Origin of the sequence: Burkholderia sp. SJZ089, assembly GCF_007828315.1 — a bacterium.
Lineage (GTDB): Bacteria > Pseudomonadota > Gammaproteobacteria > Burkholderiales > Burkholderiaceae > Burkholderia > Burkholderia gladioli.
Genome location: NZ_VIUM01000004.1, coordinates 99,866 through 120,781, shown reverse-complemented (window position 1 = coordinate 120,781; position 20,916 = coordinate 99,866). Strand labels below are relative to the sequence as shown.

22 protein-coding genes are annotated in these 20,916 nt (G+C 70.8%); 3 read left to right on the top strand and 19 right to left on the bottom strand.

The annotated features are described in order from the left end of the window. Positions 1-11 precede the first annotated feature (11 nt). From FB600_RS08845 to FB600_RS37500, 14 genes are all read right to left on the bottom strand, one after another. A complete protein-coding gene (locus FB600_RS08845) occupies positions 12-1,238 on the bottom strand; it encodes an NAD(P)/FAD-dependent oxidoreductase (RefSeq protein WP_145756559.1) in 1,227 nt (408 codons plus the stop codon). After that, the gene (locus tag FB600_RS08840; protein ID WP_145756558.1) at positions 1,231-2,199 is read right to left on the bottom strand and encodes a VOC family protein; all 969 of its coding nucleotides are present in this window, start codon (positions 2,197-2,199) and stop codon (positions 1,231-1,233) included. Before FB600_RS08840 ends, FB600_RS08845 begins: the two co-directional genes overlap by 8 nt. 16 nt (positions 2,200-2,215) lie before the next feature. Continuing rightward, positions 2,216-3,706, bottom strand: a complete 1,491-nt coding sequence (locus tag FB600_RS08835; protein WP_046574265.1) for an aldehyde dehydrogenase — start codon at positions 3,704-3,706, stop codon at positions 2,216-2,218. Between the two features lie 76 nt (positions 3,707-3,782). Continuing rightward, on the bottom strand, positions 3,783-4,616 hold the full coding sequence (locus FB600_RS08830; RefSeq protein ID WP_096750803.1) for an aspartate dehydrogenase: 834 nt from the start codon (positions 4,614-4,616) through the stop codon (positions 3,783-3,785). Continuing rightward, positions 4,609-6,282 (bottom strand): thiamine pyrophosphate-binding protein, encoded by a 1,674-nt coding sequence (locus FB600_RS08825; protein ID WP_036056697.1) that lies wholly within the window; start codon positions 6,280-6,282, stop codon positions 4,609-4,611. The genes FB600_RS08830 and FB600_RS08825 overlap by 8 nt, the downstream gene beginning before the upstream one ends. Next, a complete protein-coding gene (locus tag FB600_RS08820) occupies positions 6,275-7,072 on the bottom strand; it encodes an SDR family oxidoreductase (RefSeq protein ID WP_096750801.1) in 798 nt (265 codons plus the stop codon). Before FB600_RS08820 ends, FB600_RS08825 begins: the two co-directional genes overlap by 8 nt. After that, on the bottom strand, positions 7,069-7,950 hold the full coding sequence (locus FB600_RS08815; protein ID WP_013689908.1) for an IclR family transcriptional regulator: 882 nt from the start codon (positions 7,948-7,950) through the stop codon (positions 7,069-7,071). The genes FB600_RS08820 and FB600_RS08815 overlap by 4 nt, the downstream gene beginning before the upstream one ends. Then, positions 7,947-8,912, bottom strand: a complete 966-nt coding sequence (locus tag FB600_RS08810; protein ID WP_145756742.1) for an alpha/beta fold hydrolase — start codon at positions 8,910-8,912, stop codon at positions 7,947-7,949. The genes FB600_RS08815 and FB600_RS08810 overlap by 4 nt, the downstream gene beginning before the upstream one ends. Before the next feature lie 26 nt (positions 8,913-8,938). Beyond that, positions 8,939-9,466, bottom strand: coding sequence for a cupin domain-containing protein (locus tag FB600_RS08805; protein ID WP_036038832.1), 528 nt, complete (start codon positions 9,464-9,466; stop codon positions 8,939-8,941). A gap of 98 nt (positions 9,467-9,564) precedes the next feature. Continuing rightward, complete coding sequence (locus FB600_RS08800; protein ID WP_036038834.1) at positions 9,565-10,335, bottom strand: SDR family oxidoreductase; 771 nt, start codon at positions 10,333-10,335, stop codon at positions 9,565-9,567. Next, entirely contained in the window at positions 10,328-11,437 is a 1,110-nt protein-coding gene (locus tag FB600_RS08795) for an aromatic ring-hydroxylating oxygenase subunit alpha (RefSeq protein WP_145756557.1), read from the bottom strand. The genes FB600_RS08800 and FB600_RS08795 overlap by 8 nt, the downstream gene beginning before the upstream one ends. Positions 11,438-11,478: 41 nt before the next feature. After that, the gene (locus FB600_RS08790) at positions 11,479-11,790 is read right to left on the bottom strand and encodes a recombinase-like helix-turn-helix domain-containing protein (protein ID WP_013689903.1); all 312 of its coding nucleotides are present in this window, start codon (positions 11,788-11,790) and stop codon (positions 11,479-11,481) included. A 2-nt stretch (positions 11,791-11,792) separates the two neighbouring features. After that, positions 11,793-12,110 (bottom strand): non-heme iron oxygenase ferredoxin subunit, encoded by a 318-nt coding sequence (locus tag FB600_RS08785; protein ID WP_013689902.1) that lies wholly within the window; start codon positions 12,108-12,110, stop codon positions 11,793-11,795. Between the two features lie 14 nt (positions 12,111-12,124). After that, positions 12,125-12,415 (bottom strand): hypothetical protein, encoded by a 291-nt coding sequence (locus FB600_RS37500; RefSeq protein ID WP_145756556.1) that lies wholly within the window; start codon positions 12,413-12,415, stop codon positions 12,125-12,127. A gap of 109 nt (positions 12,416-12,524) precedes the next feature. On the opposite strand from FB600_RS37500, the gene FB600_RS08775 reads away from it, so the two are divergent. Then, positions 12,525-13,604: a porin gene (locus FB600_RS08775; RefSeq protein WP_017921239.1), complete on the top strand. Its 1,080-nt coding sequence runs from the start codon at positions 12,525-12,527 to the stop codon at positions 13,602-13,604. Positions 13,605-13,733: 129 nt separating this feature from the next. On the opposite strand, the gene FB600_RS08770 is transcribed toward FB600_RS08775, so the two are convergent. From FB600_RS08770 to FB600_RS08760, 3 genes are all read right to left on the bottom strand, one after another. Next, positions 13,734-14,636 carry an IclR family transcriptional regulator gene (locus tag FB600_RS08770; protein ID WP_013689900.1) on the bottom strand — a complete coding sequence of 301 codons (903 nt, stop codon included), beginning with the start codon at positions 14,634-14,636 and terminating at the stop codon, positions 13,734-13,736. Positions 14,637-14,754: 118 nt separating this feature from the next. Then, a complete protein-coding gene (locus tag FB600_RS08765; RefSeq protein WP_127840920.1) occupies positions 14,755-15,366 on the bottom strand; it encodes a thioredoxin fold domain-containing protein in 612 nt (203 codons plus the stop codon). Between the two features lie 223 nt (positions 15,367-15,589). Next, a complete protein-coding gene (locus FB600_RS08760; RefSeq protein ID WP_098182754.1) occupies positions 15,590-16,195 on the bottom strand; it encodes an alpha-ketoglutarate-dependent dioxygenase AlkB family protein in 606 nt (201 codons plus the stop codon). Positions 16,196-16,312: 117 nt separating this feature from the next. On the opposite strand from FB600_RS08760, the gene FB600_RS08755 reads away from it, so the two are divergent. Together FB600_RS08755 and FB600_RS08750 are read left to right on the top strand one after the other, a co-directional pair. Continuing rightward, positions 16,313-16,897 carry a malonic semialdehyde reductase gene (locus tag FB600_RS08755; protein WP_025097959.1) on the top strand — a complete coding sequence of 195 codons (585 nt, stop codon included), beginning with the start codon at positions 16,313-16,315 and terminating at the stop codon, positions 16,895-16,897. Positions 16,898-17,236: 339 nt separating this feature from the next. Further along, positions 17,237-18,403, top strand: coding sequence for a metallophosphoesterase (locus tag FB600_RS08750; protein ID WP_145756555.1), 1,167 nt, complete (start codon positions 17,237-17,239; stop codon positions 18,401-18,403). Positions 18,404-18,474: 71 nt separating this feature from the next. Here FB600_RS08750 and FB600_RS08745 read toward each other — a convergent pair whose 3' ends face one another. Both FB600_RS08745 and FB600_RS08740 read right to left on the bottom strand, forming a co-directional pair. Beyond that, a complete protein-coding gene (locus tag FB600_RS08745) occupies positions 18,475-19,812 on the bottom strand; it encodes an MFS transporter (protein ID WP_098151942.1) in 1,338 nt (445 codons plus the stop codon). Positions 19,813-19,951: 139 nt separating this feature from the next. Continuing rightward, the gene (locus FB600_RS08740) at positions 19,952-20,887 is read right to left on the bottom strand and encodes a hydroxymethylglutaryl-CoA lyase (protein WP_145756741.1); all 936 of its coding nucleotides are present in this window, start codon (positions 20,885-20,887) and stop codon (positions 19,952-19,954) included. Positions 20,888-20,916: the final 29 nt, after the last annotated feature.

The window sequence follows — 20,916 nt, the reverse complement described above, 5'->3', positions numbered from 1 at the left end:
CGGCAGCGTCGCTAGGCCAGCGCGCGGCTCGTGTCGGTGAGCGCCGCGCGATCGACCGCGCGGCCCTGGTTCATCCATTTGCGCGCGAGCTTGAGCTCGCGTGCCGTGTTGATGGCGATCACGCCGCGCAGCATGACGCCGTCGACGAAGAACAGCGTGGCGCGGCGCGCGGCCAGGTCGCCGCGCACCAGCATGGTGGTGGCGTCGCCGGGGTCGCCGAGGATCTGCAGGTTCACGTCGTACTGATCGGACCAGAACCAGGGAATCTCGGCATAGGGCACGCGCGTGCCGAGCAGGGCCCGGGCCGCCGTGATCGCCTGGTTCTGCGCATTGGCCCAGGATTCGAGCCGCGTGCGGCGCTTCAGCCAGGCGTTCGGGTGGCTCGCCACGTCGCCGCAGGCGAAGATCGCCGGATCGCTGGTGGCGCCGTATTCGTCGACCACGATGCCGTCCTCCACCGCCAGGCCGGCCTCGCGCGCCAGCGCCAGGTTCGGCACCAGGCCGATGCCGGCCACCGCGCAATCGGCGTCGATCACGCTGCCGTCGGCAAGCGTGGCGCGCACGCGCGAAGCGTCCTCGGGATGCGGGTCGAGCGCGGCCAGTTGCGCGCCGAGCCGCAGCTCGACGCCCCGGGCGCGATGCAGCTCGAGCAGGAAGTCGGACACGGCCAGCGGCAGCGAGCGCGCGCAAAGCCGCGGCGCGCCCTCGACCAGCACCGCCTCGATGCCGAGCTTGCGCGCGGTGGCCGCCACCTCCAGGCCGATCCAGCCGCCGCCGATCACCAGCACGCGGCGGCTCGCGCGCAGCGTGCGGCCCAGCTCGGCCGCCTCGTCGAGCGTGCGCAGGTAATGCAGCTTCGGCGTCCTGACGATGGACTCGGGCAGCCGCCGCGCCGCGCCGCCGGTGGCGATCACCAGGCGGTCGTAGTCCAGCTCTCGGCCCGACTCCGTGCGCACGATGCGCCGCTCGCGATCGATCGCCGTGGCACGCTCGGGCTGCCACCGCTCGATCGCGAGCCCGGCCAGCTCGTCCGGCTTCAGCAGGTGGGTGCTGGCCGCGTCGGCCTCGCCGGCCAGCACCGCCTTCGACAGCGGTGGGCGCTCGTAGGGCGGATGCGTCTCGTCGGCGATCATCACCAGCCGCCCCGTGTAGCCTTCCGCGCGCAATGTCTTCGCCACCCAGCCGGCGGCCTGCCCGCCGCCGATCACGGCGACGGTCTCGATGCGATCCTCAGCCATGCTTGCGCTCCGTCATGAAGGCGCCGGCCGGCGCCTCGGCCTGCTTCTGGCGGCGCGTATGGCCGTCGATGCCGCCGTCGATCGCCCATTCGGCGAACACGGTCGGGCCTGGTTCGAAATCGCGCGGCTGCCATTCGGGCGTCAGTACGTCCTCGTCGGCGTAATACTCGATCAGGCCGCCGGCCGGGTTCTGGAAGTACCAGAAGTAGGCCGACGACACCGGGTGGCGCCCCGGGCCGAGCTGGGTGGTCCAGCCGCAACGGCTGATATGCAGGCCGCCGCCGAACACCTCGTGGATGTCGCGCACGGTGAAGGCGACGTGGTTCAGGCCGCGCTTGCCGTTGGGCAACTGCAGCAGGAACAGGTCGTGATGGCCGCCGTGCGGCGCGCAGCGCAGGAAGGCGCCGCGCCCCGGATAGCGGTCCGAGGTCTCGAAGCCGAGCAGTGCCTGGTAGAACGCGGCCTGCTCGGCGAGGCGGTCGGTGAAGAACACCACGTGCCCGACCTCGACCGGCTCGGCGCGCTCGTAGACGGGGCTGGGCTGGTCGACGCGCGCGGCCGGCAGGCCCCAGACGTTCGAGGGCGAGCCCTGCAGGTCGAGCGGCCGGCGCCGCGTGATCTCGACACGGATCGCCATGCCGATCGGGTCCAGGCAGCCCACCGCCTCGTCGGTCTCGAAGTGGCCCGGCTGGCCGGCGAAACGGCCGCGCAGCGCGTCGAGCTCGGCGCGCGTGGCCACGCCCCACGTCACTTCGCGCAGCGTCGGGCCGGCCTCGAAGGCGGGCGGCAGCGAGGCATCGTCGGCCGTCACCAGCCGCACCGTGCAGCCGTTGAGCGTCTCGAAGCGCGCCTGCTGCGCGTCGTGCGCCACCTCCTTCAAGCCCCAGTCGGCGAAGAAGCGCCGGCAGGCGTCCAGGTCGGTCACGCCGTAGGTGATCTGTTCGATTCCAAGGATGGTCATCGCGTCGTGCTCCCGTTCAATTCGCCCACGCGAGCGGCAAGTCGTTGAGGCCCCAGTAGAGGCTCTTCTGCTGCATGTACTCGACGATCCCGAGCCGGCCCTTCTCGCGGCCCTGGCCGCTGTCCTTCCAGCCGCCGAACGGCGTCGAGATCGAGAACTGCTTGTAGGTGTTGATCCACACCGTGCCGGCCTCGAGCGCGCGCGCCACGCGCCAGGCGCGCTTGTAGTCGCGCGTCCAGATGCCGGCGGCGAGCCCGAACACGCTGCGGTTGGCCATCGCCAGCAGCGAGGCCTCGTCGTCGAAGGGCATCGCCACCAGCACCGGCCCGAAGATCTCCTCCTGGCAGATGCGCGCCTGGTTGGACAGGCCGTCGAGGATGGTCGGCAGGTAGTAGTAGCCCTGCTCGCGGCCGGCGCCGCCCGGGCGCTCGCCGCCGCACAGCACGCGGCCGCCCTCCTCGCGCCCCAGCGCGACATAGGATTCGATCGAGGCGCGGTGCTGGGCGGTGATCAGCGGGCCCATCTGGGTGCGCTCGCTGGCCGGGTCGCCGACCCGCAGCGCGCGGGCCCGCTCGACCAGGCGCGAGACGAAGGCGTCGTAGAGGCCGCGCTGCACGAACAGGCGCGAGCCGGCGATGCAGGATTCGCCCGAGGAGCTGAAGATGCCGTACAGCACGCCGTTCACGGCGTGGTCCAGATCGGCGTCGTCGAACACGATGGTCGGCGACTTGCCGCCCAGCTCCAGCGACACCGGCATGAAGCGCTCGGCGGCGAGCCGCGCGATGCCGCGCCCGACCTCGGTGCCGCCGGTAAACGACACCTTCTTCACGCGCGCGTCGCGCACCAGCGCATCGCCCACCACCGAGCCCTTGCCCGGCAGCACCGAGATCACCCCGCGCGGCACGCCGGCCTGCTCGCAGAGCCGCGCCAGCGCCAGCGAGGCCAGCGGCGTGACCTCGGCGGGCTTGAGCACCACCGCGTTGCCGGCCGCCAACGCAGGCCCGAGCTTCTGCGCGTCGGAGGCGATCGGCGAGTTCCAGGGCGTGATGGCGGCCACCACGCCGAGCGGTTCGTGCACGCTCATCGTGAGGTAGTCGCCGCGCGAGGGCGTGAGCGCCTCCTCGAAGGTCTCGGCGGCCGCCGCGAAGTAGCGGAAGGTATTGGCGGCGCTCGTCACCAGCGCGCGCGTCTCGCTGATCGGCTTGCCGTTGTCGCGCCGCTGGATCTGCGCGAGCTGCTCGTGGTTGGCCTGCACCAGATCGGCGATCCGGTGCAGCACGGCGGCGCGCTGGTGCGGCTTGAGCCCGGCCCAGTCGCCGCGTCGCCAGGCGGCGTCGGCCGCCTCCAGCGCGTCGCGCGCGTCCTGCGCGTCGGCCATCGCGATCTCGCGGTTCAGCGAGCCGTCGGCGGGATACAGGCTCGCCGTGGCGGCGCCGCGGCCCGGCCGCCATTCGCCGCCGATCAGGATCTCGCCGGTCGGCACCAGCGGAAAATCGAATGCTGTCATCGTCTGTCCTCGGTCATCCTCAACAAGGCATCGCGTGCCCGGGCGGCGGCGCGGCCAGGCCGGCGCCGCCGCTCGCTCAGATCACGCAGCGCGCGGCGCGGTTGCGCAGCGCGCGGATCGCGCTGAACGCCGTCAGCGCGGAGGTTTTCGGGTTGTCCGGCAAGGGCTTGCCCGACATCTCCAGCGACATCTCGCCGAACGCGCCGCGCGCCACGATGCGATGCACGTTGCGCGTCACGGCCGGATCGGCGATCAGGGTCACGCGCGTGCGATCGAGCCCGAGCCCGGCCAGCGCCACGGTGGCGGCCACGTTGGCGTTCTTCGGGTAGAGCCGCGCCGCGTCGCGCGCGCTGCCCTCGAAGATGACCTGCTCGAGCGTCAGCGTGCGCAGCTCGCAAACCGCCTCGGCCGGCGTGTCGAGCCAGCCGGTGGGCGGCTTGCGGCCGATGTAGCTCACCTCGTCCAGGCCGCCCTGCCTGGCCGAGGCCAGCGCGTCGATCCCGCCGATCGCGCCCGACAGCAGCGTGAGCGTGGCCTGGCCCCGGTCGGCCGCCTGAGAGAGCGCATCGAGCAGCGCCAGGTCCGACAAGGCGCCGATCGAGGCCACCGCGCAATCGGTGCCGGCCTGCAGCAGCGGCACCACGTGATCGACCAGCGCGCCGTGCCCGGCGCATTCGAGCGCGAAGCGCGGATGGCTCGACAGCGCCTCGACCGAGCTCACCACGTCCACCCGCTCGCCCAGCTCGGCGCGCACCGCGTCGCGCTGGTGCGCCGGCACGATCACGTGGGCCACGCGCAGCGCCGTGTCGTGCTCGACCGCGCGATAGACGGCCGCGCCGATCGCGCCGAAGCCGATCATCGCCACTTCGAGCGGCGCGCCGCCGCCCGCCTGCGCCGCCGGCTTATGCATATTGCTGCTCCTGGTCGAGCGGCTGCTTGACGGGCGGCCCGGCGAAGGCGGTGGTGAAGGCGCCGACCGACAGCATGTCGACCTCGACCAGCACCGGCCCCGCATGGGCCAGGCCGTCGCGAATCGCCGCCTCGGCCTGGTCGAGCGAGGCGATGCGGTGATGCCTGAGGCCCAGGCTCGCGCAGAACTGCGCGAAGTCGGGCTGGTGCAGCTCGACGAAGCAGCGCCGGCCGCCGTATTGCGCGTCCTGGATGTTGCGGATCACGCCGTAGCACTGGTCGTTCATCAGCACGATCATCAGGTCAGCGCGTTCCTGCACGGCCGTGGCCAGCTCGCCGACATTGACCATCAGGCCGCCGTCGCCGACCAGGCAGACCGTCTTGGCGGCGCTGCCGGCCAGCGCCGCGCCGATCGCCATCTGCATGCCCTGGCCAATGCCGCCGCCCAGCGCATGCACGCCCGCGCGCGGCTCGAAGATCTTCAGCAGCCGGTTGCCCCAGGTGCTGTTCGAGATGGTCACGTCGCGCACCCAGTTGTAGTCGCGGCCGAGCTCGGCCTGCAGCGTCTCGACCAGTCGCCGATACGGGCCGAGCCCCTCGGCCACGTCGGCCACCGCCGCCTCGCGCGCGGCGGCCAGCTCGGCGGCGAAGGCCGGATCGACCTGCATGCGCCCTTCGAGGCGGTCGGCCAGCTCGGCCAGCACGCGCTTCGCGTCGCCATGCACGAACAGCGCGTTGCGATAGCCGCGGTTGTCGGCCAGCGCGTCGGCGTCGATGCGGTAGAGCGGCTCGGGCAGCGCCAGCTTGTACTTCAGGGTCTCGTTGCCGCGCAGCCGCGAGCCGACCACCACCAGCGCATCGCAGCCGCGATAGAACTGCTCCACCGCGCCGTGCACGTTGAAGGCGCCCAGCGTGGCCGGATGATCCTCGGGCAGCACGCCGCGCCCCTGCACGCTGGTCACCACGCCGAAGCCGAGCGCCACCAGCCGCTCCACCTCGGCGCGCGCGTGCCGCGCCCCGCCGCCGAGCCACAGCAGCGGCCGGCGCGCGGCGGCCAATTGCTCGGCCAGTTGCGCGACGCGCGCGCTGTCGTGTTCGCGCGGCGCCACGTGGGCGGGGGCGAGATCGGCGGGCCACTCGATCTCGGCGGCCTGGATGTCGATCGGGATCTCGACCGAGACCGGGCCGCTCGGGGCGGTCTGCGCCACGCGCACCGCCTCGCGCAGCGTGGGCAGCACCGATTCGACGGTACGCACGCGGTAGGCCGCCTTGGAAATCGCGCCGAGCATGGTCAACTGGTCCGGCGCCTCGTGGATGTAGGCGAGGTCCTGGTCCAGGTAGGGCGTCTCGATCTGCCCGGTGATGTGCAGCAGCGCGGTGCCGGCCGTGAGGGCCTCGACCATCGCGCCGGCCGCGTTGCCGGCGGCCGTGCCGGTGCTGGTGAAGGCCACCCCCAGGCCGCCCGAGACGCGCGCCAGGCCGTCGGCCATGTTGACCGCGCCGGCCTCGCCGCGCGCGCCGACGTAGCGGATCCGCTCGCGCCGGTGGATCGCGTCGAGGATCGGCATGTTGTGGATCGAGATCACGCCGAAGGCGGTCTTCACGCCGCAGTGTTCGAGAAAGGCCGCGATCAGTTCGCCGACCGTGGTGCGTTGGATGTCAGACATGGCGTGCAAAGCCTCCGGAAACGTCGATATGGCTGCCCGTCGTATAGGAGGACAGGTAAGTGGCTAGATGGAACAGGGCTCGCGCGGCCTCCTCGGGCCGCCCGAACCGGTCGAGCGGAATGCGCTTGGCGCGCGCGATGCCCTGGGTCCAGGCGGCCCAGTCCTGGCCCGGCTGCGCCTCGCGCTGGTGACGGCGGCGCCACTGCCCCGACTCGACGATGCCGATCAGGATCGAGTTGACGCGAATCCCCTGCGGCGCGAGTTCGGTGGCGAGCGACTTGACCAGGCTGAGCACGCCGGCGCGCGCCGAGGAGGTGGCCACCATGTGCGGCTCGGGCTGCAGCGCGAGCAGCGAGTTCACGCAGCTGATCGAGGCCGCCGGCGCCTCGCGCAGCATCGGCAGGAAGGCGCGCGTGGGCCGGATGATGCTGAAATACTTGAGGTCGAGCTCCTCGCGCCAGGCCTCGTCGCTGGTGTCGGCGAAGCTCGACACGCGCCCCTGCCCCGCGTTGTTGACCAGCATGTCGGCGCGGCCGAAACGGGCCGCCACCGCGCCGGCGAAGGCCTCGACCTGGCCCGCGTCGAGCACGTCGCAACGCGCGGCCAGCAGCGGCGCGCCCGGATGGCGCTCGCGCAGCCCGGCCTCGGCCTGCGCGAGCCGCTCGGCGTCGCGCCCGCAGATCGCCACCGAGGCGCCTGCCTGCAGGAACAAGTCGGCGGTGGCCAGGCCGATGCCGGACGAGCCGCCCGTCACCACCGCCACCTGCCCGGTCAGATCGATTTCGATCATCGCAATCCCAATGCCTTCAGATAGGAGTTCTCATCATCGGAGCGGTAATTGAGCCGCCGCGACAGTTCATTGGCCGCCCTCACGACCTTCTCGACCAGGCCGTCGGCGATCAGCGCCGCGTCGATCTCGGGTTTCGGCACCGTCACCGTGACGGCCGCCACGATGCGCTGCGTGTCGTTGCGCACCGGCGCGGTGACCACCGAGATGCCGCGCTCGAACGACGAGTTGCTGATGCCGTAGCCGCGCGCGGCATCCTCGCGGACCAGCGCGAGCAGCGCCTCCAGGCTGTCGGGCGTGGCGCGCGTGGCGCGTTCGAGCTGGCGCTCGGGGTACAGCGCGCGCAGCTCGGCCTCGCTCAGGTCGCCCATCAGCACGTGGCCGTGGGTGGTGGCATGCGCGGGCAGCCGCGTGCCGACGTTGACGCGAATCGAGCTGAAGGCCGGCGCCGCGCTCTGCGCCTTGGCGACGAACACCACGTCGCGGCCGTCGCGGATCACGATATGGGTGGTGAAGCCGGTCGCCTCGCGCAGGCCCTCGATCACCGGCAGGCCCAGGTCGGTCAGCTCCAGCGAGCTCAAGTATTCGAAGCCCAGGCGCAGCACCGCCACGCCGAGCCGGTAATTGCGGTCCTTGTCGGCGCGCTCCAGGAAGCCCAGCGATTCGAGCGTCTGCAGCAGCCGGAACACCGTGGTGCGCGGAATGCCGAGCCGCTTCGACAATTCCGGCGCGCCCAGCACCGGCTCGCGCGGCGAGAATTCCGCGAGGATCCGCAGCCCGCGTTCGAGGCCCGGTACCACGTAGGCGCCGTTCGCGGCATCCGCCTCGGGCGCGCCGCTGTCGGCCGGCTCGCTTCGCAGGGCGAGTTGGGTCGGGTTCATGCCTGTCTCCATGATTCGTCGCAGCGCGCGCAGAACGCGCCGATCAGCGCCGAGTAGCGCTCGGGTGCCTCCACGTAGCCGGCATGGCCGGCGCTCGGCACGATGCGCAGCGCCACGCCGGCCGCCGCCGCGATCCGCTCGCAGGCGTTCGGCGGCGTGATGCCGTCCTCGGCGCCCACCATCACCTCCACGCGCGCGGCACCGGCGGCGTCGGTCATCGCCCGCCAGGCGGAGAGATCGGCGGCCAGGTCGGCGTTCGCGAGCAGGTGGGTGGCCTGCGTGTAGCCGGCCGGCTTCACCTGCGCCATCACGCGGCGCACCCAGGCGCGCGCGGCCTCGCCGGCGTGCGCCGACAGCATGTTGGCGCTGCGTTGTTCGGCCAGGCCCGCGGGCCCGAGCGCGGCCAGCATCGCGAGCCGCGCGTCGCGCCGTTCGTCGCGCGTGGCCGCCGGCGCCGCGCCGTAGCCGGCGGCCGGCGAAACCAGCAGCAAGCCGGCCAGCCGCCCGGCATGCCGGCGCGCGAAGGCGCCGGCCACGATCGCGCCGAGCGAGTGCCCCACCAGCACGCAGCGCTCGATGGCGAGCGCGTCGAGCCAGCCGGCCAGCGACGCCGCGTAATCGGCCGCCAGCGGCGAGGCCGGCGCGACCGGCGTCGATTCGCCGTAACCGGGCGCGTCCCAGGCCAGCACGCGACGCGAGGCGCCGAGCGTGTCGAGCTGGGCCAGCCACGAGGCCGCGCCCGAGCCGATGCCGTGCAGCAGCACCACCGGCAATGCCCGCTCGCCGGCCGCCGCGCGTGCCGTCGAATCGCCGGCCCCTTCCGCTGGACCCGATTCGCGCCAGCCGATCAGCCCGGCTTCGCGAATGGCGATGCGCCGCGCCGGAAACTGCCCGAGCCGGGCGGCCAGGGCCGCGTCGGGCCCGGCCTCTGCCTCGGCCCCGCGCGGATCGATTTCGCTCATGCTGCTCATGCTGGTTCGGTGCTCGCTCAACGCTTCAGGTTCGCGAGCGGCGAATCGGGCGGATAGGTGGGCGTGATCGGCTTGGCCGCGCCGAGCATCACGCACATCAGCGCGTCCTCCTCGCCGATGTTGATCTCGGTGCGATAGACGCCCGGCGGCACCGAGATCAGGTCGCGCTCGCCGAGCACGGCTTCCCAGCGCTCGCCGTCGCGCTCGCAGATCACCTTGATGCGCCCGCGCAGCACGAAGAAGATTTCCTCGACGTCGACGTGGATATGGCTCGGGCCGATATTGCCGGCCGGGATCACCATGGTCGAGAAGGTGAAGCCGCCGGCCGGCACGGTGTTCATGTCCTTGGACACGCCGGTGCCGCCGGTGCCGACGTAGCGCATCTGCGCGCGGCGGTACTGCGGGTCGTAGTCGGCCTGGAACTTCAGCGCGTCCCAGTCGTAGCGGCGCGTGGACAGGCGCGCGACGCGCCCTTCCATCCAGTCCGCGAAGCTCGCGTCGGCGGGCTGGTCCCACGACTTGCGTTCGATATCGAGCTGCTCCATGGTGTTCTCCTAGAGACTTCAGGGACCCTCGGGTCCGCAATTTTCCAAAGCGCCGGATCGACCGTATTCGTCGATTCGGCATGCTGATGATTGAAGCGTCAATGCATCACGAAACCGCCGTTCACCGGCAGCAACTGCCCGGTCACGAAACGCGCGGCGTCCGACAGCAGGAACAGCACCGGACCCGTCACGTCCTCGGGCCCTTGCGCACGCGGCAGCGCGCGGCCCTGCAGGTAATAGGCATGGCGTTCGGCCGGCACGTAGCGAGTCGCCTCGACCTCGGTCAGCCCTGGCGCGATCGCATTGACCGTCACCGAGGCGGCGCCGTATTCGCGCGCCAGCGCATGCGTCATGGCGATCACGGCGCCTTTGCTGGCCACGTAGGCGAGCAGCCGGGGCGCGCCCCACAGGGCCGTGTCCGAGGCGATGTTGACGATCGCGCCGCGTCCCGAGCGCGCCAGGTGCGGATAGGCCGCGTTCGAGGCCAACCACACGCCGCGCACGTTCACGTCCATCACCGCGTCCCAGGTGCCGATCTCGAGCTCGGCCGCGTCGCGGCCGCCCGAGTTGGTGATGGCCGCGTTGTTGACCAGCCCGTCGACACCGCCCAGCGCGCCGGCCGCCTCGGCGACGAAGCGCGCCACGCTGGCCGGATCGGCCAGGTCGAGCGGGAAGAAGGACACCGCGCGGCCCGCCTCGGCATGACGCGCGGCCAGCGCCTGCCCCGCCTCGACCAGCACGTCGCCGAAGGCGACGCTGGCACCGGCCGCCGCGAGCGCGTCGACGAAGGCCGCGCCGAGCCCGCGCGCGCCGCCCGTGACGATCACGCGCCGCCCGTCGAGCGGAACCGAAACCGGAAGCTCAGCCATGCGCGTGCTCCGTGGCGGGCTGGGTCGCCTGGGTGGATTGCGCCGCGGCCTGCGCGGCGCGATGCGCGTCGAGCGCGGCGGCATGTTCCTGCGCGCGCTGGCGCAGCAGGCGCCGCACGCGCGTGATGCCGATATCGTGCTGATAGAGGTATTCGTGATCGCGCGCGTTCGGCGCCAGGCTTTCCAGCACGTAGCGATCCTGTTCGAGCACGGCCCAGTGCAGGCCCTCGAGGCGATTGCGATAGAGGAAGCGCCAGACGTCGCGCTGCCAGCCGTCGACCTTGCGGGTGCGCCAGAAATAGACCTGGCAGTGATCCTCGTCCACCGGCGTGGCGAAGCCGACGATGCCGAAGCTGCCGCCCGGGCCGAACTTCTGCTTGTAGGGAATCGCCAGGCGCAGCCACAGGCAGCCGGTCTCGCCCAGCTCGACCCAGTCGAAATTGACGTCGCGCTGGCCGACCTTCTCGAACATCAGGCCGGTTTCGGTCTTGCGCACGCGCATGTCGGCCTGCTTGTCGCCCTCGGCCATCGAATGCGAGCTCGCATGCAGGTAGGCGCCGTGCATCGGGTCCATCACGTTGTCGATCGCGTACTGGTAGTTGCAGGTCCAGTTCGAGACGCAGACGAAATGCGCGTACGCGTCGCTGCTCAATTCCTCGGGCAGCACCAGCGGCGCGGGCTCGCGATGCGCCTCGTCGCCGAACCAGAGGAAGATCGCGCCGGCCCGTTCCTCGACCGGGTAGGACTTCACGCAGGCCTGCCCTTCCAGCGGGCAGTTGGCGACGGCCGGCACGCGCGCGACGGTGCCGCTGCCGTCCACCTCGATGCCGTGATACCAGCAGGCGACGTGGTCGCCGAGGTTCCAGCCGAGCGAGAGGCGCGCGCCGCGATGCGGGCAGCGATCCTCCAGCGCATGCACGCGGCCCTCGCGATCGCGCCACAGCACGATCTGCTCGGACAGGCGCGTGAGGCCGACCGGCGCGCTCGACACCTGCCAGCTCGGCGCCACGGGGTACCAATAGTTGCGGATGCCACGGTCCAGATAGGCGCGGATCGGATCCGCGGCGGGCGCGGCCTGGGAAGACTGGGTGGGGGACGTCATGGTTATGCTCCGGAATGCGGGGAAGACAGGGCCGTCATGCCTTATTCGGCCAGCGCGGCCATCTCCGCGCGGAAGCGTTCGAGGGTCCAGGCCGAACCGTCGGGGGCGCGCGAACCCACGCGGTTCAACTCCGCCACCACCTCGTCGAGTTCGACCGCGCCGCTCTCGAACACGCGCTCGAGCGCATCGCCGAGATCGTTCTCGTACGGCGTCGGCTCGGCCTTGCGGGTCTGCCACACCAGGTTCGGCACCTGCCCGGGGATCTCGATGCGCCCCTTGCCGGCCACCTGGTTCGGTTCCGGCGCGCGCCACGGCTGCAGATCCGGATTGAAGCTCACCACCTTGGTTTCCATCTTCACTCCACCTTCAACTGGATTTCCTCGCCGGCGAGCCGCACCGCGTACTGCTTCAGCGCGCGGCCGCCGGGCCCCTTCAGGCATTGCCCGGTACGAATGTCGAATACCGCCTCGTGCAGCGGGCACTCCACCGTGCCCTCGTCGACGAAGCCCTGGGTGAGCAGCGCATAGGCGTGCGGGCAGACGTTCTCGAGTGCGTAGAGCGCGTCGCCCACCCGGTAGATGCCGATCTCGACGCCATCGGTCCGCTTGAACTCGAGCGGCGCATCCTCGGACAGCGCGCCGGCATGTCCGGCGCAAACCCATTGTTCAGACATCTGCTGGCCTTCCTTCAGATCAGTTGCGTTTTGTTCCATACAAGGAACGTTGGTTTATGGATGGTGATTATAGGATCGAGCCGCGCCAGGAAAAAATAAAAAACCGCGCGAGCTAGGGAAAACACCGAGCCGCCCCGCTCCGGTTCGGCTCGATTGCCGTTCAGCACCTGTATTTCACGGTGATTTCCAAATTTGTCCGAAGGAACGCGAATCGCCGGGCCTCGCGTGGACCGTTCCGTCTCACGCTCAGATTTATTTTTTTCCGCTTGGCGAGCGCTCCTATACTCATTCCATGAACGGTACATTGTTCCTTATATGGAACAAACAACATGGAAATGTAAGACGGCGCCCGTTCCGCCGTCTCACCGGCACGCGGGCGGCACGGCTCGTCCGCACGGAGTTTCAGGAGATCAGATGGTCAAGCGAGCGGTAGCAGCGGCATGCATGGCGGCGGGCGCGGTCACGGCCGCTCATGCGCAGAGCAGCGTGGTGCTGTATGGGAGCCTCGATGCGGGGGTCGGTTACGTCAGCAACGTGGCCGGCAGCACCAAGGTATTGATGATCCAGGGCAATACCCAGCCGGACCGCTGGGGCCTGCGCGGGCGCGAGGACCTCGGCGGCGGCCTGGCGGCGATCTTCCAGCTGGAGAACGGTTTCTATACCAACACGGGCGCGTTCGCGACCGCCAACACGCTGTGGAATCGGGCGGCCTATGTCGGGCTGGCCTCGAACCGCTACGGCACCATCACGCTGGGCCGCCAGACGCCGCTGCAGTTCGACTGGCTCGACCCGCTCAGCACCGCCTACCTGGCGATGAGCTGGTACGCCTTCCACCCCGGCAACATCGACGGGCTGGCGGCCACCGGCAACGTGCCCTACAACAACGCGATCAAGCTGAAGTCGCCGAGCTGGGGCGGCTTCACGGCCGCCGCGACGCTGGCGCTGGGCAACACCACCAATTTCGGCACGGGCCGCTCGACCGGCTTCGGGCTCAACTACGCGAACGGCTCGTTCAAGGCCGCGGCCGTCTACTCGAACGAGCACGACCGCTCGCTGCTGGTCAGCCAGGCCGGCATCGCCAGCTTCCAGGGGCAAAACACCGCCAACGGCTATACCGCCAGCAAGGTGGAGAACTTCGGCGCGGGCGCCTCCTACGCGTTCGGCGACTGGCTGGTGCACGCGCTCTACACGCGCGTGAAGATGGAGTCCAACGGCTATTCGGACACGTTCCAGAGCTACGACGCGGGCGCCAACTACCGGATCACGCCGGCCAACACGCTGGCCGGCGGGGTGGCCACCACCACCTTGTCGGGGCGGCGCTGGACCCAGCTCGAATTCGGCGACATCTACGCGCTGTCGGCACGCACCCAGCTCTATGCGAACCTGCTCTACGAGCACGCCAACGGCGGCGCGCAGGCGGCGTTCTTCACGGCCGGCGTGTCGAGCGGCGCCAACCAGCTGGTGGTGCTGGCCGGCATCCATCACTCGTTCTGAGGGACGACAGGCTTCGTGGCGGCCGGCGCGCCGCCATTATCCTGAGGAATGCAAAGCATCGGAAATGGAACTCGGCATGCATCGCGGCGCGGCGCGGCGTCCCCTTCGGGCGAGCCGCGCCGCCGCCGTTCAGACCATCGCCACGCGATGGCGCGCGTGCGCGACGGTGGGATCGTTCTCCAGCGGCCGGTAGTTGAGCCGCGAGGACAGGTCGACGGCCGCGCCGCAGACCTGCTCCACCAGCCGCTCCTTCTCGGCCGCGTCGCCGATCTCGGAACGCGGCACGGTGGCGGTGATGGCTGCCACGATCGCGCCCGAATGATCGCGCACCGGCGCGGTGACGGCCGAGATGCCCGACTCGAAGGCGCCCTCGCTGATCGCATAGCCGGCGCGCGCGTACTGGCGCACGCGCTCGTAGAGCTCGTCGATACCGCCGGGCGTGTGCTCGGTGAAGCGTTCGAGCTTGCCGCCGGCATAGAGCTGGCGCATCGCGTCGCGCGTGAGGTCGCCCATCAGCACGTGGCCGTGCACGGTGGCGTGCGCGGGCAGGCGCGTGCCCACATGCACCTTCACCGAGCCGAACAGGGTGGCGTGGCTCTGCGATTTCGCCACGAACACCACGTCCTGCAGGTCGCGGATCAGCAAATGGGTGGTCAGGCCGGTGGCGTCGCGCAGCCGCTCCAGCACCGGCGCGCCGAGGTCGGTCAGCTCCAGCGAGCTCAGGTACTCGAAGCCCAGCCGCAACACGCCGACGCCGAGCCGGAAGCTCTTCTCGCCCTGCACGCGCTCCAGGAAGCCGAGCGCCTCGAGGGTCTGCAGCAGCCGGAAGGTGGTGGTGCGCGGAATGCCGATCCGCTTCGACAGCTCGGGCGCGCCGAGCACCGGCTCGCGCGCCGAGAACTCGGCGAGGATGCGCAGCCCGCGTTCGAGCCCGGGCACCAGGTAGGACGACGGGTTGCCCGCGTCGTCGTCGCCGGGCGCCTCGGCAGGCGCGCTCGCTGGGGATGCCGGATCGGTCGTGGATTTGGCCATGGTCGACAACGCAGACGAAAGGATTCAGGGAAGGCGGAAACGATTTCCCCGAATTATGCCTCGAACGCGCGACGATACGGCCCGCCTGGCCGGCGGGCCTGCCCGGGACAGCCGCCTGTCAGCGATAACGCTGCAGTTCCGGATCGGTGATCGGCTGCTCGGCCATGTTGAGGATGCCGGGCAGCGCGCTCAGGCGCGGCAGCCCGTTCAGGCCCAGCCACTTGCCTTCCTTGGTGCGGAACACCACGGTGGGCGTGCCGGTGAAGCCGAGCTGCTGGAACATCGCCGCGTTGGCGTCGAGCTTGGCCTTGGCGTCGGCGGGGACCACCATCAGCGGCGCGATGCCGCCCGATTCGTCCTTCTCCGAATACTTGGTCTCGAGCGTGTTGAGCAGGGCCGGGCCGTCCGGCGCCTTGAGCAGCGCGGCGGCCTTGCCGGCCGAATCGGGCTTCAGGAAGGCCAGCGGAATCCAGTGGACCTGCAGCCCGGCGGCCTCGTAGGGCCGCAGCGCGCGCCACATCAGGTGGCAGTAGATGCAGTTCGGGTCCATGAACACGTACAGCGTCGACTTGACCTTGGCCCCGCTCGCGCCCTCGACGATCGCGGGCGCGGCCTGCACCCGCGCGAGCTGCGCGGCGTCCAGGGTGGGCGGAGGCGGCTCGTCCGCCCGGCTCGTCAGGGCGATCGTCAGGCCGGCGATGGCCAGGGCGATGCTGATCCGTGTCTTCATGAAATCCTCGGGTGGTGATTCGGTGGCGCTCGCGCGCCGGGTTCGTTCTCGCCGCAGCAGCGCAGCCTGCATTCTCGCGCGTTGCGCGCATCCTTGCGCGTTCGGCCATCGGCGGGCCGGCCGCTGGCCGTTCCCAGCCGTTCCTGGACGAGCCTTCGGGCCGGATCGGGCCACCATACCGGCCGGCGCGGGTCGCGCGACTGACGTTTCGCTGACGGCGCCGTCAGCTAGCCGCCAGCGCGCGGCGCGGCCCGACCAGGCGGAAGGTGAGATTGAGGCGCTCGCCCTGCACCGCCGGCGCCTTGGCGACGCGGTGGCGCCAGTCGCGCTGGGTGGCGCCGCGCATCACCAGCAGGCTGCCGTGCGTGAGCCGGTAGGCGCGCAGCGCGCGGCTGGCGTCGTGGCGCAGGTCGAACACGCGCGTGGCGCCCAGGCTCAGCGAGGCGATCACGGGCGCCTCGCCGAGCTCGGGCTCGTTGTCGCTGTGCCAGCTCATGCTGTCGCTGCCCGAGCGGTAGCGGTTCAGCAGCACGCTGTTGAAGCGTGCCCCGCAGGTGGCCTCGGCGAGCCGGCGCAGCTCGGCCACCGCCTCGGTCCACGGCGCCGGCACGTTGCGGATGCCGGAATACACATAGACCGCCTCCGGCTCGCCCTGCCAGGCGGTGAGCCGCGGCATCGGCACCGGCCCGCGCGGCGTGCGGATCGACTGCTGCCGCCAGTCCACCTCGGCGAGCAGGCGCGCGAAAAACGCGTCGGCGCGCTCGCGCGGCAGCCAGTCGGGATGCCAGTCGAGTTCGGGCTCGGGCGGCGTGTCGAACAGATCGTCCATCGGTGAGAATCCTCGCATCCGGCTATCATCGCGGGATGGCGCCCGGGCCGCAAGCTGCCGCGCGGCCCCGGCATCCCGTCAACCGGGCATCGAGCCCATCCCTTTCAAGATCGATCGATGATGCTTTCCGATTCCGCATTCGACCAGTTGTTCCGCACCGCCCGCACCCACAACGCCTGGCTGCCGAAGCCGGTCGACGACGCCCTGCTCAGGCAGCTCGTCGAACTGACGCTGTGGGCCCCCACCTCGGCCAACTCCAGCCCGGCGCGCTTCGTGTTCGTGAAGTCGCCGGAAGCGAAGGCCAAGCTCAAGCCCGCGCTCGCCGAGGGCAATATCGACAAGACCATGAGCGCGCCGGTCACGGTGATCGTCGGCATGGACATGGACTTCCACGAGCAGTTGCCCAAGCTGTTCCCGCACGCCGACGCGCGCAGCTGGTTCGCCGGCAACGACGCGCTGATCGAGGCCACCGCGTTCCGCAATTCCTCGCTGCAGGGCGCCTACCTGATCCTCGCCGCGCGCGCCTTGGGCCTCGACACCGGCGCGATGTCGGGCTTCGATGCCGCCAAGGTCGAGGAGGCCTTCTTCGCCGGCACGCGGATCAAGGCCAACTTCCTGGTCAACCTCGGCTACGGCGACGAGAAGGGCCTGTTCCCGCGCAGCCCGCGTTTCGCCTTCGACGAAGCCGCGCGGATCGAGTAAGCGCGCGCCGCCGCCGGCAGGCGGCGGCGGGCGGCACACCATGACGAGCGGCACGAGATTCGGCATCGGCCGCCGCGGAACCGGCTTCGGGATCCGCGGCGCAAGCGCTGGCACGACGCCGGGCGCGGGCATCGACGCGCCGCCTGGCGGCCGTCCTCGCCCGCGCATGCGCCACGCGCCCTCGCCCGCCCGAGCCACGCCGCCCGCCCCGCTCGACCGGCTCGCCCACCCAGGCGCCGCGCCCTCGCGCGAGGCGCCCGTTTTCCTGCTTCGCCCCCGGCGCCGACGCTCCCGCTGCGGCGCCGCCCCGTTCCCCGCCTCACTTCCGCTGCTGCCACCATGCGACGCATCTCCGCCTTCCTGCTGCGGCTGATTACTTTCGGCGTGCTGTTCCACGTCTATGTCGGCTTCCGCCTGATTCCCGATTTCAGTTCGAGCGCCGCGCGCATTCCCGCCGTGCTCTGGCTGGTCGCCTCCTGCCTCGTGATCCCCCTCGGCATGCTCTCGCGCACCTTCGAGCGGCAGCCGCTCGGCGACCGCGTGGCCTGGATCGGCCTGCTCGAGATGGGACTCTTCTCCTCGCTGCTGGTGCTCACCCTGGCGCGCGACCTGCTGCTCGCCTCGCTGCTGACGCTCGACGCACTGGCGCCACATACCGTCTCGCTCGCGCACTGGCGCGCCCTCACCGCCGACGCCGTGCCGCTGCTGGCCTTCGCGGCCAGCGCGATCGGCTTCTTCAACGCGCGGCGCCTGGCGCGCGTGGTCGAGGTCGAGGTGCCGATCGACGACCTGCCGGCCTCGCTGGACGGCTTCACGATCGTGCAGATCAGCGACATCCACGTCGGGCCGACCATCAAGCGCGGCTACGTCGAGGCGATCGTCAACGCGGTGAACCGCCTGCAGCCGGATCTGATCGCCGTCACCGGCGACGTGGTGGACGGCAGCGTGGCGCGCCTGGCGGGCCATGCCGCGCCGCTGGGCGCGCTGCGCGCGCGGCACGGCGCCTTCGTGGTGACCGGCAACCACGAGTACTACTCGGGCGCCGATGCCTGGGTGGCCGAATTCCGCCGCATCGGCCTGGACGTGCTGATGAACGAGCATCGCACCATCGAGCACGGCGACGGGCGACTGGTGCTGGCCGGCGTGACCGACTACTCCGCCGGCAGCTTCGATCCCGCCCATCGCAGCGACCCGAGCGCGGCGCTGGCGGGCGCGCCCGCCGACGTGCGGCTGCGCGTGCTGCTCGCGCACCAGCCGCGCAGCGCCAACGCGGCGGCCGATGCCGGCTTCACGCTGCAGCTCTCGGGCCACACCCACGGCGGGCAGTTCTTCCCCTGGAATTTCTTCGTGCCGCTGCAGCAGCCCTTCGTCTCGGGGCTGGCCCGCCTGAACGGACTGTGGGTCTATACCAGCCGCGGCACCGGCTACTGGGGCCCGCCCAAGCGCTTCGGCGCGCCCTCGGAAATCACGCGCGTGAGGTTGGTGGCCGGCCGACCCGTGCAATGAGGCACTGACTCGACATGCGAAAAGGCCGCCCTCGAAGGGGCGGCCTTTTTCGACCATCGATCGATATCGCCTCAGCGCTCGATGCGCGCATCTCGCTCGCGCAGCGAGGCCGGCAGCGCATAGGCCACCAGCAGCGCGCAGATCAGGCTCAGCAACGCGATCACGTAGAGCGCCGGGGTAGTGGAGCCGGTCAGGTCGCGCACCCGGCCAACCATCACCGGGCTGACGATCCCGCCCAACTGCCCGAGCGTGTTGATCACCGCGATGCCGCCGGCCGCGCCGGCGCCGGTCACGAGCTTGGGCGGCAGCGCCCAGAAGGCCGGGATCGAGGCCACCACGCCGGCGCCGATCACCGCCAGCGCGACCAGCAGCAAGGTGGTCTGGCGGTCGAAGTAGCCGGCCGCGAAGAAGCCGACGCTCGCCATCAACAGCAAGGCCACCACGTACTTGCGCCGCTCGCCGCTCGCATCCGACAGGCGCCCCACCGTCACCATCGCGATCGCGCCGGCGATATAGGGCACCGAGGTCAGCAGGCCGATCAGGGTGGGATTCTGCGTGCCGGCGGTGCGGATCAGGTGCGGCGCCCAGAAGTTGAGCCCGTAGGACGCGATCTGGATCAGGAAGTAGACCAGGCCCAGCATCAGGAAACCGGGCGTCCTGAGCGCGCCGAGCAGCGAATGGCCGCCCTGCGGATGACGGCTCTGCTGCGCGATCTGCCCGGCGAGCCAGGCCTTCTCGTTGCCCGACAGCCAGGACGCGTCCTCGATGCGGTCCTTGAGCTGGACCATCACCAGCACGCCGAGCAGCACGCAGGGCACGCCGCCGAGCAGGAACAGCCAGTGCCAGCCCGGCATGCCCAGCGCGCCGTTCAGGTGGCCGAGCACGAGCCCGGCGGCCGGCGCGCCCACCAGGCCCGAGAAGGCCGAGGCCAGGAACAGCAGCGAGGTGATGCGGCCGCGATGGCTGGGCGGGAACCACAGCGTCAGGTAATAGAGCACGCCCGGCGCGAAGCCGGCCTCCATCGCGCCGATCACGAAGCGCAGCCCGTAGAACTGCCATTCGGTATGGACGAACACCATCGCCGCGGTGGCGATGCCCCAGGAAATCATGATCCGCGCGATCCAGCGCCGCGCGCCGACGCGATAGAGCAGCATGTTGCTCGGCACCTCGAACAGCACGTAGCCGATCACGAACAGGCTCGCGCCGAGCCCGTAGGCGGTGTCGGACAGGCCGAGGTCGCCCTGCAGCTGGAACTTCGCGAAGCTGATGTTGATGCGGTCGAAGAACGCGAACAGGTAGCAGATCATGATCAGCGGCATGAGCCGCCAGGCTACCTTGCGGATCACCGCGATGCCGGTTTCGCTGCCGGCCTCGCGGCCGTCCGATGCGATTGCGCTGCTGCTTGCCATGTTTGTCTCCAGGCCGGACTGGCGCAGGGCCGTCCGGTCGATTTGGTTGGGATGCCGTAGCTCATTGATACGGTGAAACGTCAGGACTTCAGACCATCTGAAACGATCGGCCCGCTGCCGGCGCCGGCGCCGGCAGCCCTCAGGCGATTTCCGCCACGTAGGCCGGCGCGGGATGCAGCTCGGTGTTGCGGCCCGCCTTCGCCACCTGCCCCGGCACCTCGTGGCCGACCAGGGCCGGCAGCGTGCGCGACAGCGGCAGCAGCCGCGCCAGGTCGATGGTGTTGGGGATCTCCATCTCGTCGCACAGGTTCACGAGATCCTCGGTGCAGATGTTGCCGGACGCGCCGGGCGCGAACGGGCAGCCGCCGAGGCCGCCCAGCGAGGCGTCGAAGCGGCGCGCGCCGGCCTCGTAGGCGGCCAGCACGTTGGCCAGGCCGAGCCCGCGCGTGTCGTGGAAATGCAGGGTCAGCGCCGAGGCCGGCACCAGGTCCAGCACCCGCGCCACCAGCCGCGTGACCTGCCGCGGGTTGGCCATGCCGGTGGTATCGGCCAGCGTGATGCCGCCGATGCCCAGCTCGCGATAGGCGTCGACCAGATGCAGCACGCGGTTCTCGTCGATGCGCCCCTCGAAGGGGCAGCCGAAGGCGGTCGCCACCGTGCCGTTGAGCGAGACGCGCGCGCCCTGCACCAGGCCGACGATGTCGCCGAAGCCGGCCAGCGAGTTCTCGCAGCTCATGCGCATGTTGGCGCGGTTGTGGGTCTGGCTGGCCGACATCACCAGGTTCAGCTCGTCGGCGCGCGCGGCCAGCGCGCGCTCGGCGCCCTTCGCGTTCGGGATCAGCGCCACGTAGGTCACGCCGGGCACGCGGCGGATGCCGCGAAACACCTCGTCGCCGTCGCGCAGCGCCGGGATCGCCTTGGGCGACACGAAGGAGCCGGCCTCGATGCGCGTGAAGCCGAGCTGCGAGAGGGAATCGATCAGCGCGATCTTGTCGGCCGTCTCGACCCATTTCGGTTCGATCTGCAGGCCGTCGCGCGGCGACACTTCCTGCACCACCAGGGTATCGGCCGCCATGCGCAGGCTCACCGGATGCAGGTCGTTGG

Excerpts from the sequence above, each read along its gene's own strand:
- FB600_RS08845 (WP_145756559.1), bottom strand. The coding sequence starts at position 1,238 with ATGGCTGAGGATCGCATCGAGACCGTCGCCGTGATCGGCGGCGGGCAG.
- FB600_RS08840 (WP_145756558.1), bottom strand. The coding sequence starts at position 2,199 with ATGACCATCCTTGGAATCGAACAGATCACCTACGGCGTGACCGACCTG.
- FB600_RS08835 (WP_046574265.1), bottom strand. The coding sequence starts at position 3,706 with ATGACAGCATTCGATTTTCCGCTGGTGCCGACCGGCGAGATCCTGATC.
- FB600_RS08830 (WP_096750803.1), bottom strand. The coding sequence starts at position 4,616 with ATGCATAAGCCGGCGGCGCAGGCGGGCGGCGGCGCGCCGCTCGAAGTG.
- FB600_RS08825 (WP_036056697.1), bottom strand. The coding sequence starts at position 6,282 with ATGTCTGACATCCAACGCACCACGGTCGGCGAACTGATCGCGGCCTTT.
- FB600_RS08820 (WP_096750801.1), bottom strand. The coding sequence starts at position 7,072 with ATGATCGAAATCGATCTGACCGGGCAGGTGGCGGTGGTGACGGGCGGC.
- FB600_RS08815 (WP_013689908.1), bottom strand. The coding sequence starts at position 7,950 with ATGAACCCGACCCAACTCGCCCTGCGAAGCGAGCCGGCCGACAGCGGC.
- FB600_RS08810 (WP_145756742.1), bottom strand. The coding sequence starts at position 8,912 with ATGAGCGAAATCGATCCGCGCGGGGCCGAGGCAGAGGCCGGGCCCGAC.
- FB600_RS08805 (WP_036038832.1), bottom strand. The coding sequence starts at position 9,466 with ATGGAGCAGCTCGATATCGAACGCAAGTCGTGGGACCAGCCCGCCGAC.
- FB600_RS08800 (WP_036038834.1), bottom strand. The coding sequence starts at position 10,335 with ATGGCTGAGCTTCCGGTTTCGGTTCCGCTCGACGGGCGGCGCGTGATC.
- FB600_RS08795 (WP_145756557.1), bottom strand. The coding sequence starts at position 11,437 with ATGACGTCCCCCACCCAGTCTTCCCAGGCCGCGCCCGCCGCGGATCCG.
- FB600_RS08790 (WP_013689903.1), bottom strand. The coding sequence starts at position 11,790 with ATGGAAACCAAGGTGGTGAGCTTCAATCCGGATCTGCAGCCGTGGCGC.
- FB600_RS08785 (WP_013689902.1), bottom strand. The coding sequence starts at position 12,110 with ATGTCTGAACAATGGGTTTGCGCCGGACATGCCGGCGCGCTGTCCGAG.
- FB600_RS37500 (WP_145756556.1), bottom strand. The coding sequence starts at position 12,415 with ATGTACCGTTCATGGAATGAGTATAGGAGCGCTCGCCAAGCGGAAAAA.
- FB600_RS08775 (WP_017921239.1), top strand. The coding sequence starts at position 12,525 with ATGGTCAAGCGAGCGGTAGCAGCGGCATGCATGGCGGCGGGCGCGGTC.
- FB600_RS08770 (WP_013689900.1), bottom strand. The coding sequence starts at position 14,636 with ATGGCCAAATCCACGACCGATCCGGCATCCCCAGCGAGCGCGCCTGCC.
- FB600_RS08765 (WP_127840920.1), bottom strand. The coding sequence starts at position 15,366 with ATGAAGACACGGATCAGCATCGCCCTGGCCATCGCCGGCCTGACGATC.
- FB600_RS08760 (WP_098182754.1), bottom strand. The coding sequence starts at position 16,195 with ATGGACGATCTGTTCGACACGCCGCCCGAGCCCGAACTCGACTGGCAT.
- FB600_RS08755 (WP_025097959.1), top strand. The coding sequence starts at position 16,313 with ATGATGCTTTCCGATTCCGCATTCGACCAGTTGTTCCGCACCGCCCGC.
- FB600_RS08750 (WP_145756555.1), top strand. The coding sequence starts at position 17,237 with ATGCGACGCATCTCCGCCTTCCTGCTGCGGCTGATTACTTTCGGCGTG.
- FB600_RS08745 (WP_098151942.1), bottom strand. The coding sequence starts at position 19,812 with ATGGCAAGCAGCAGCGCAATCGCATCGGACGGCCGCGAGGCCGGCAGC.
- FB600_RS08740 (WP_145756741.1), bottom strand. The coding sequence starts at position 20,887 with ATGGCGGCCGATACCCTGGTGGTGCAGGAAGTGTCGCCGCGCGACGGC.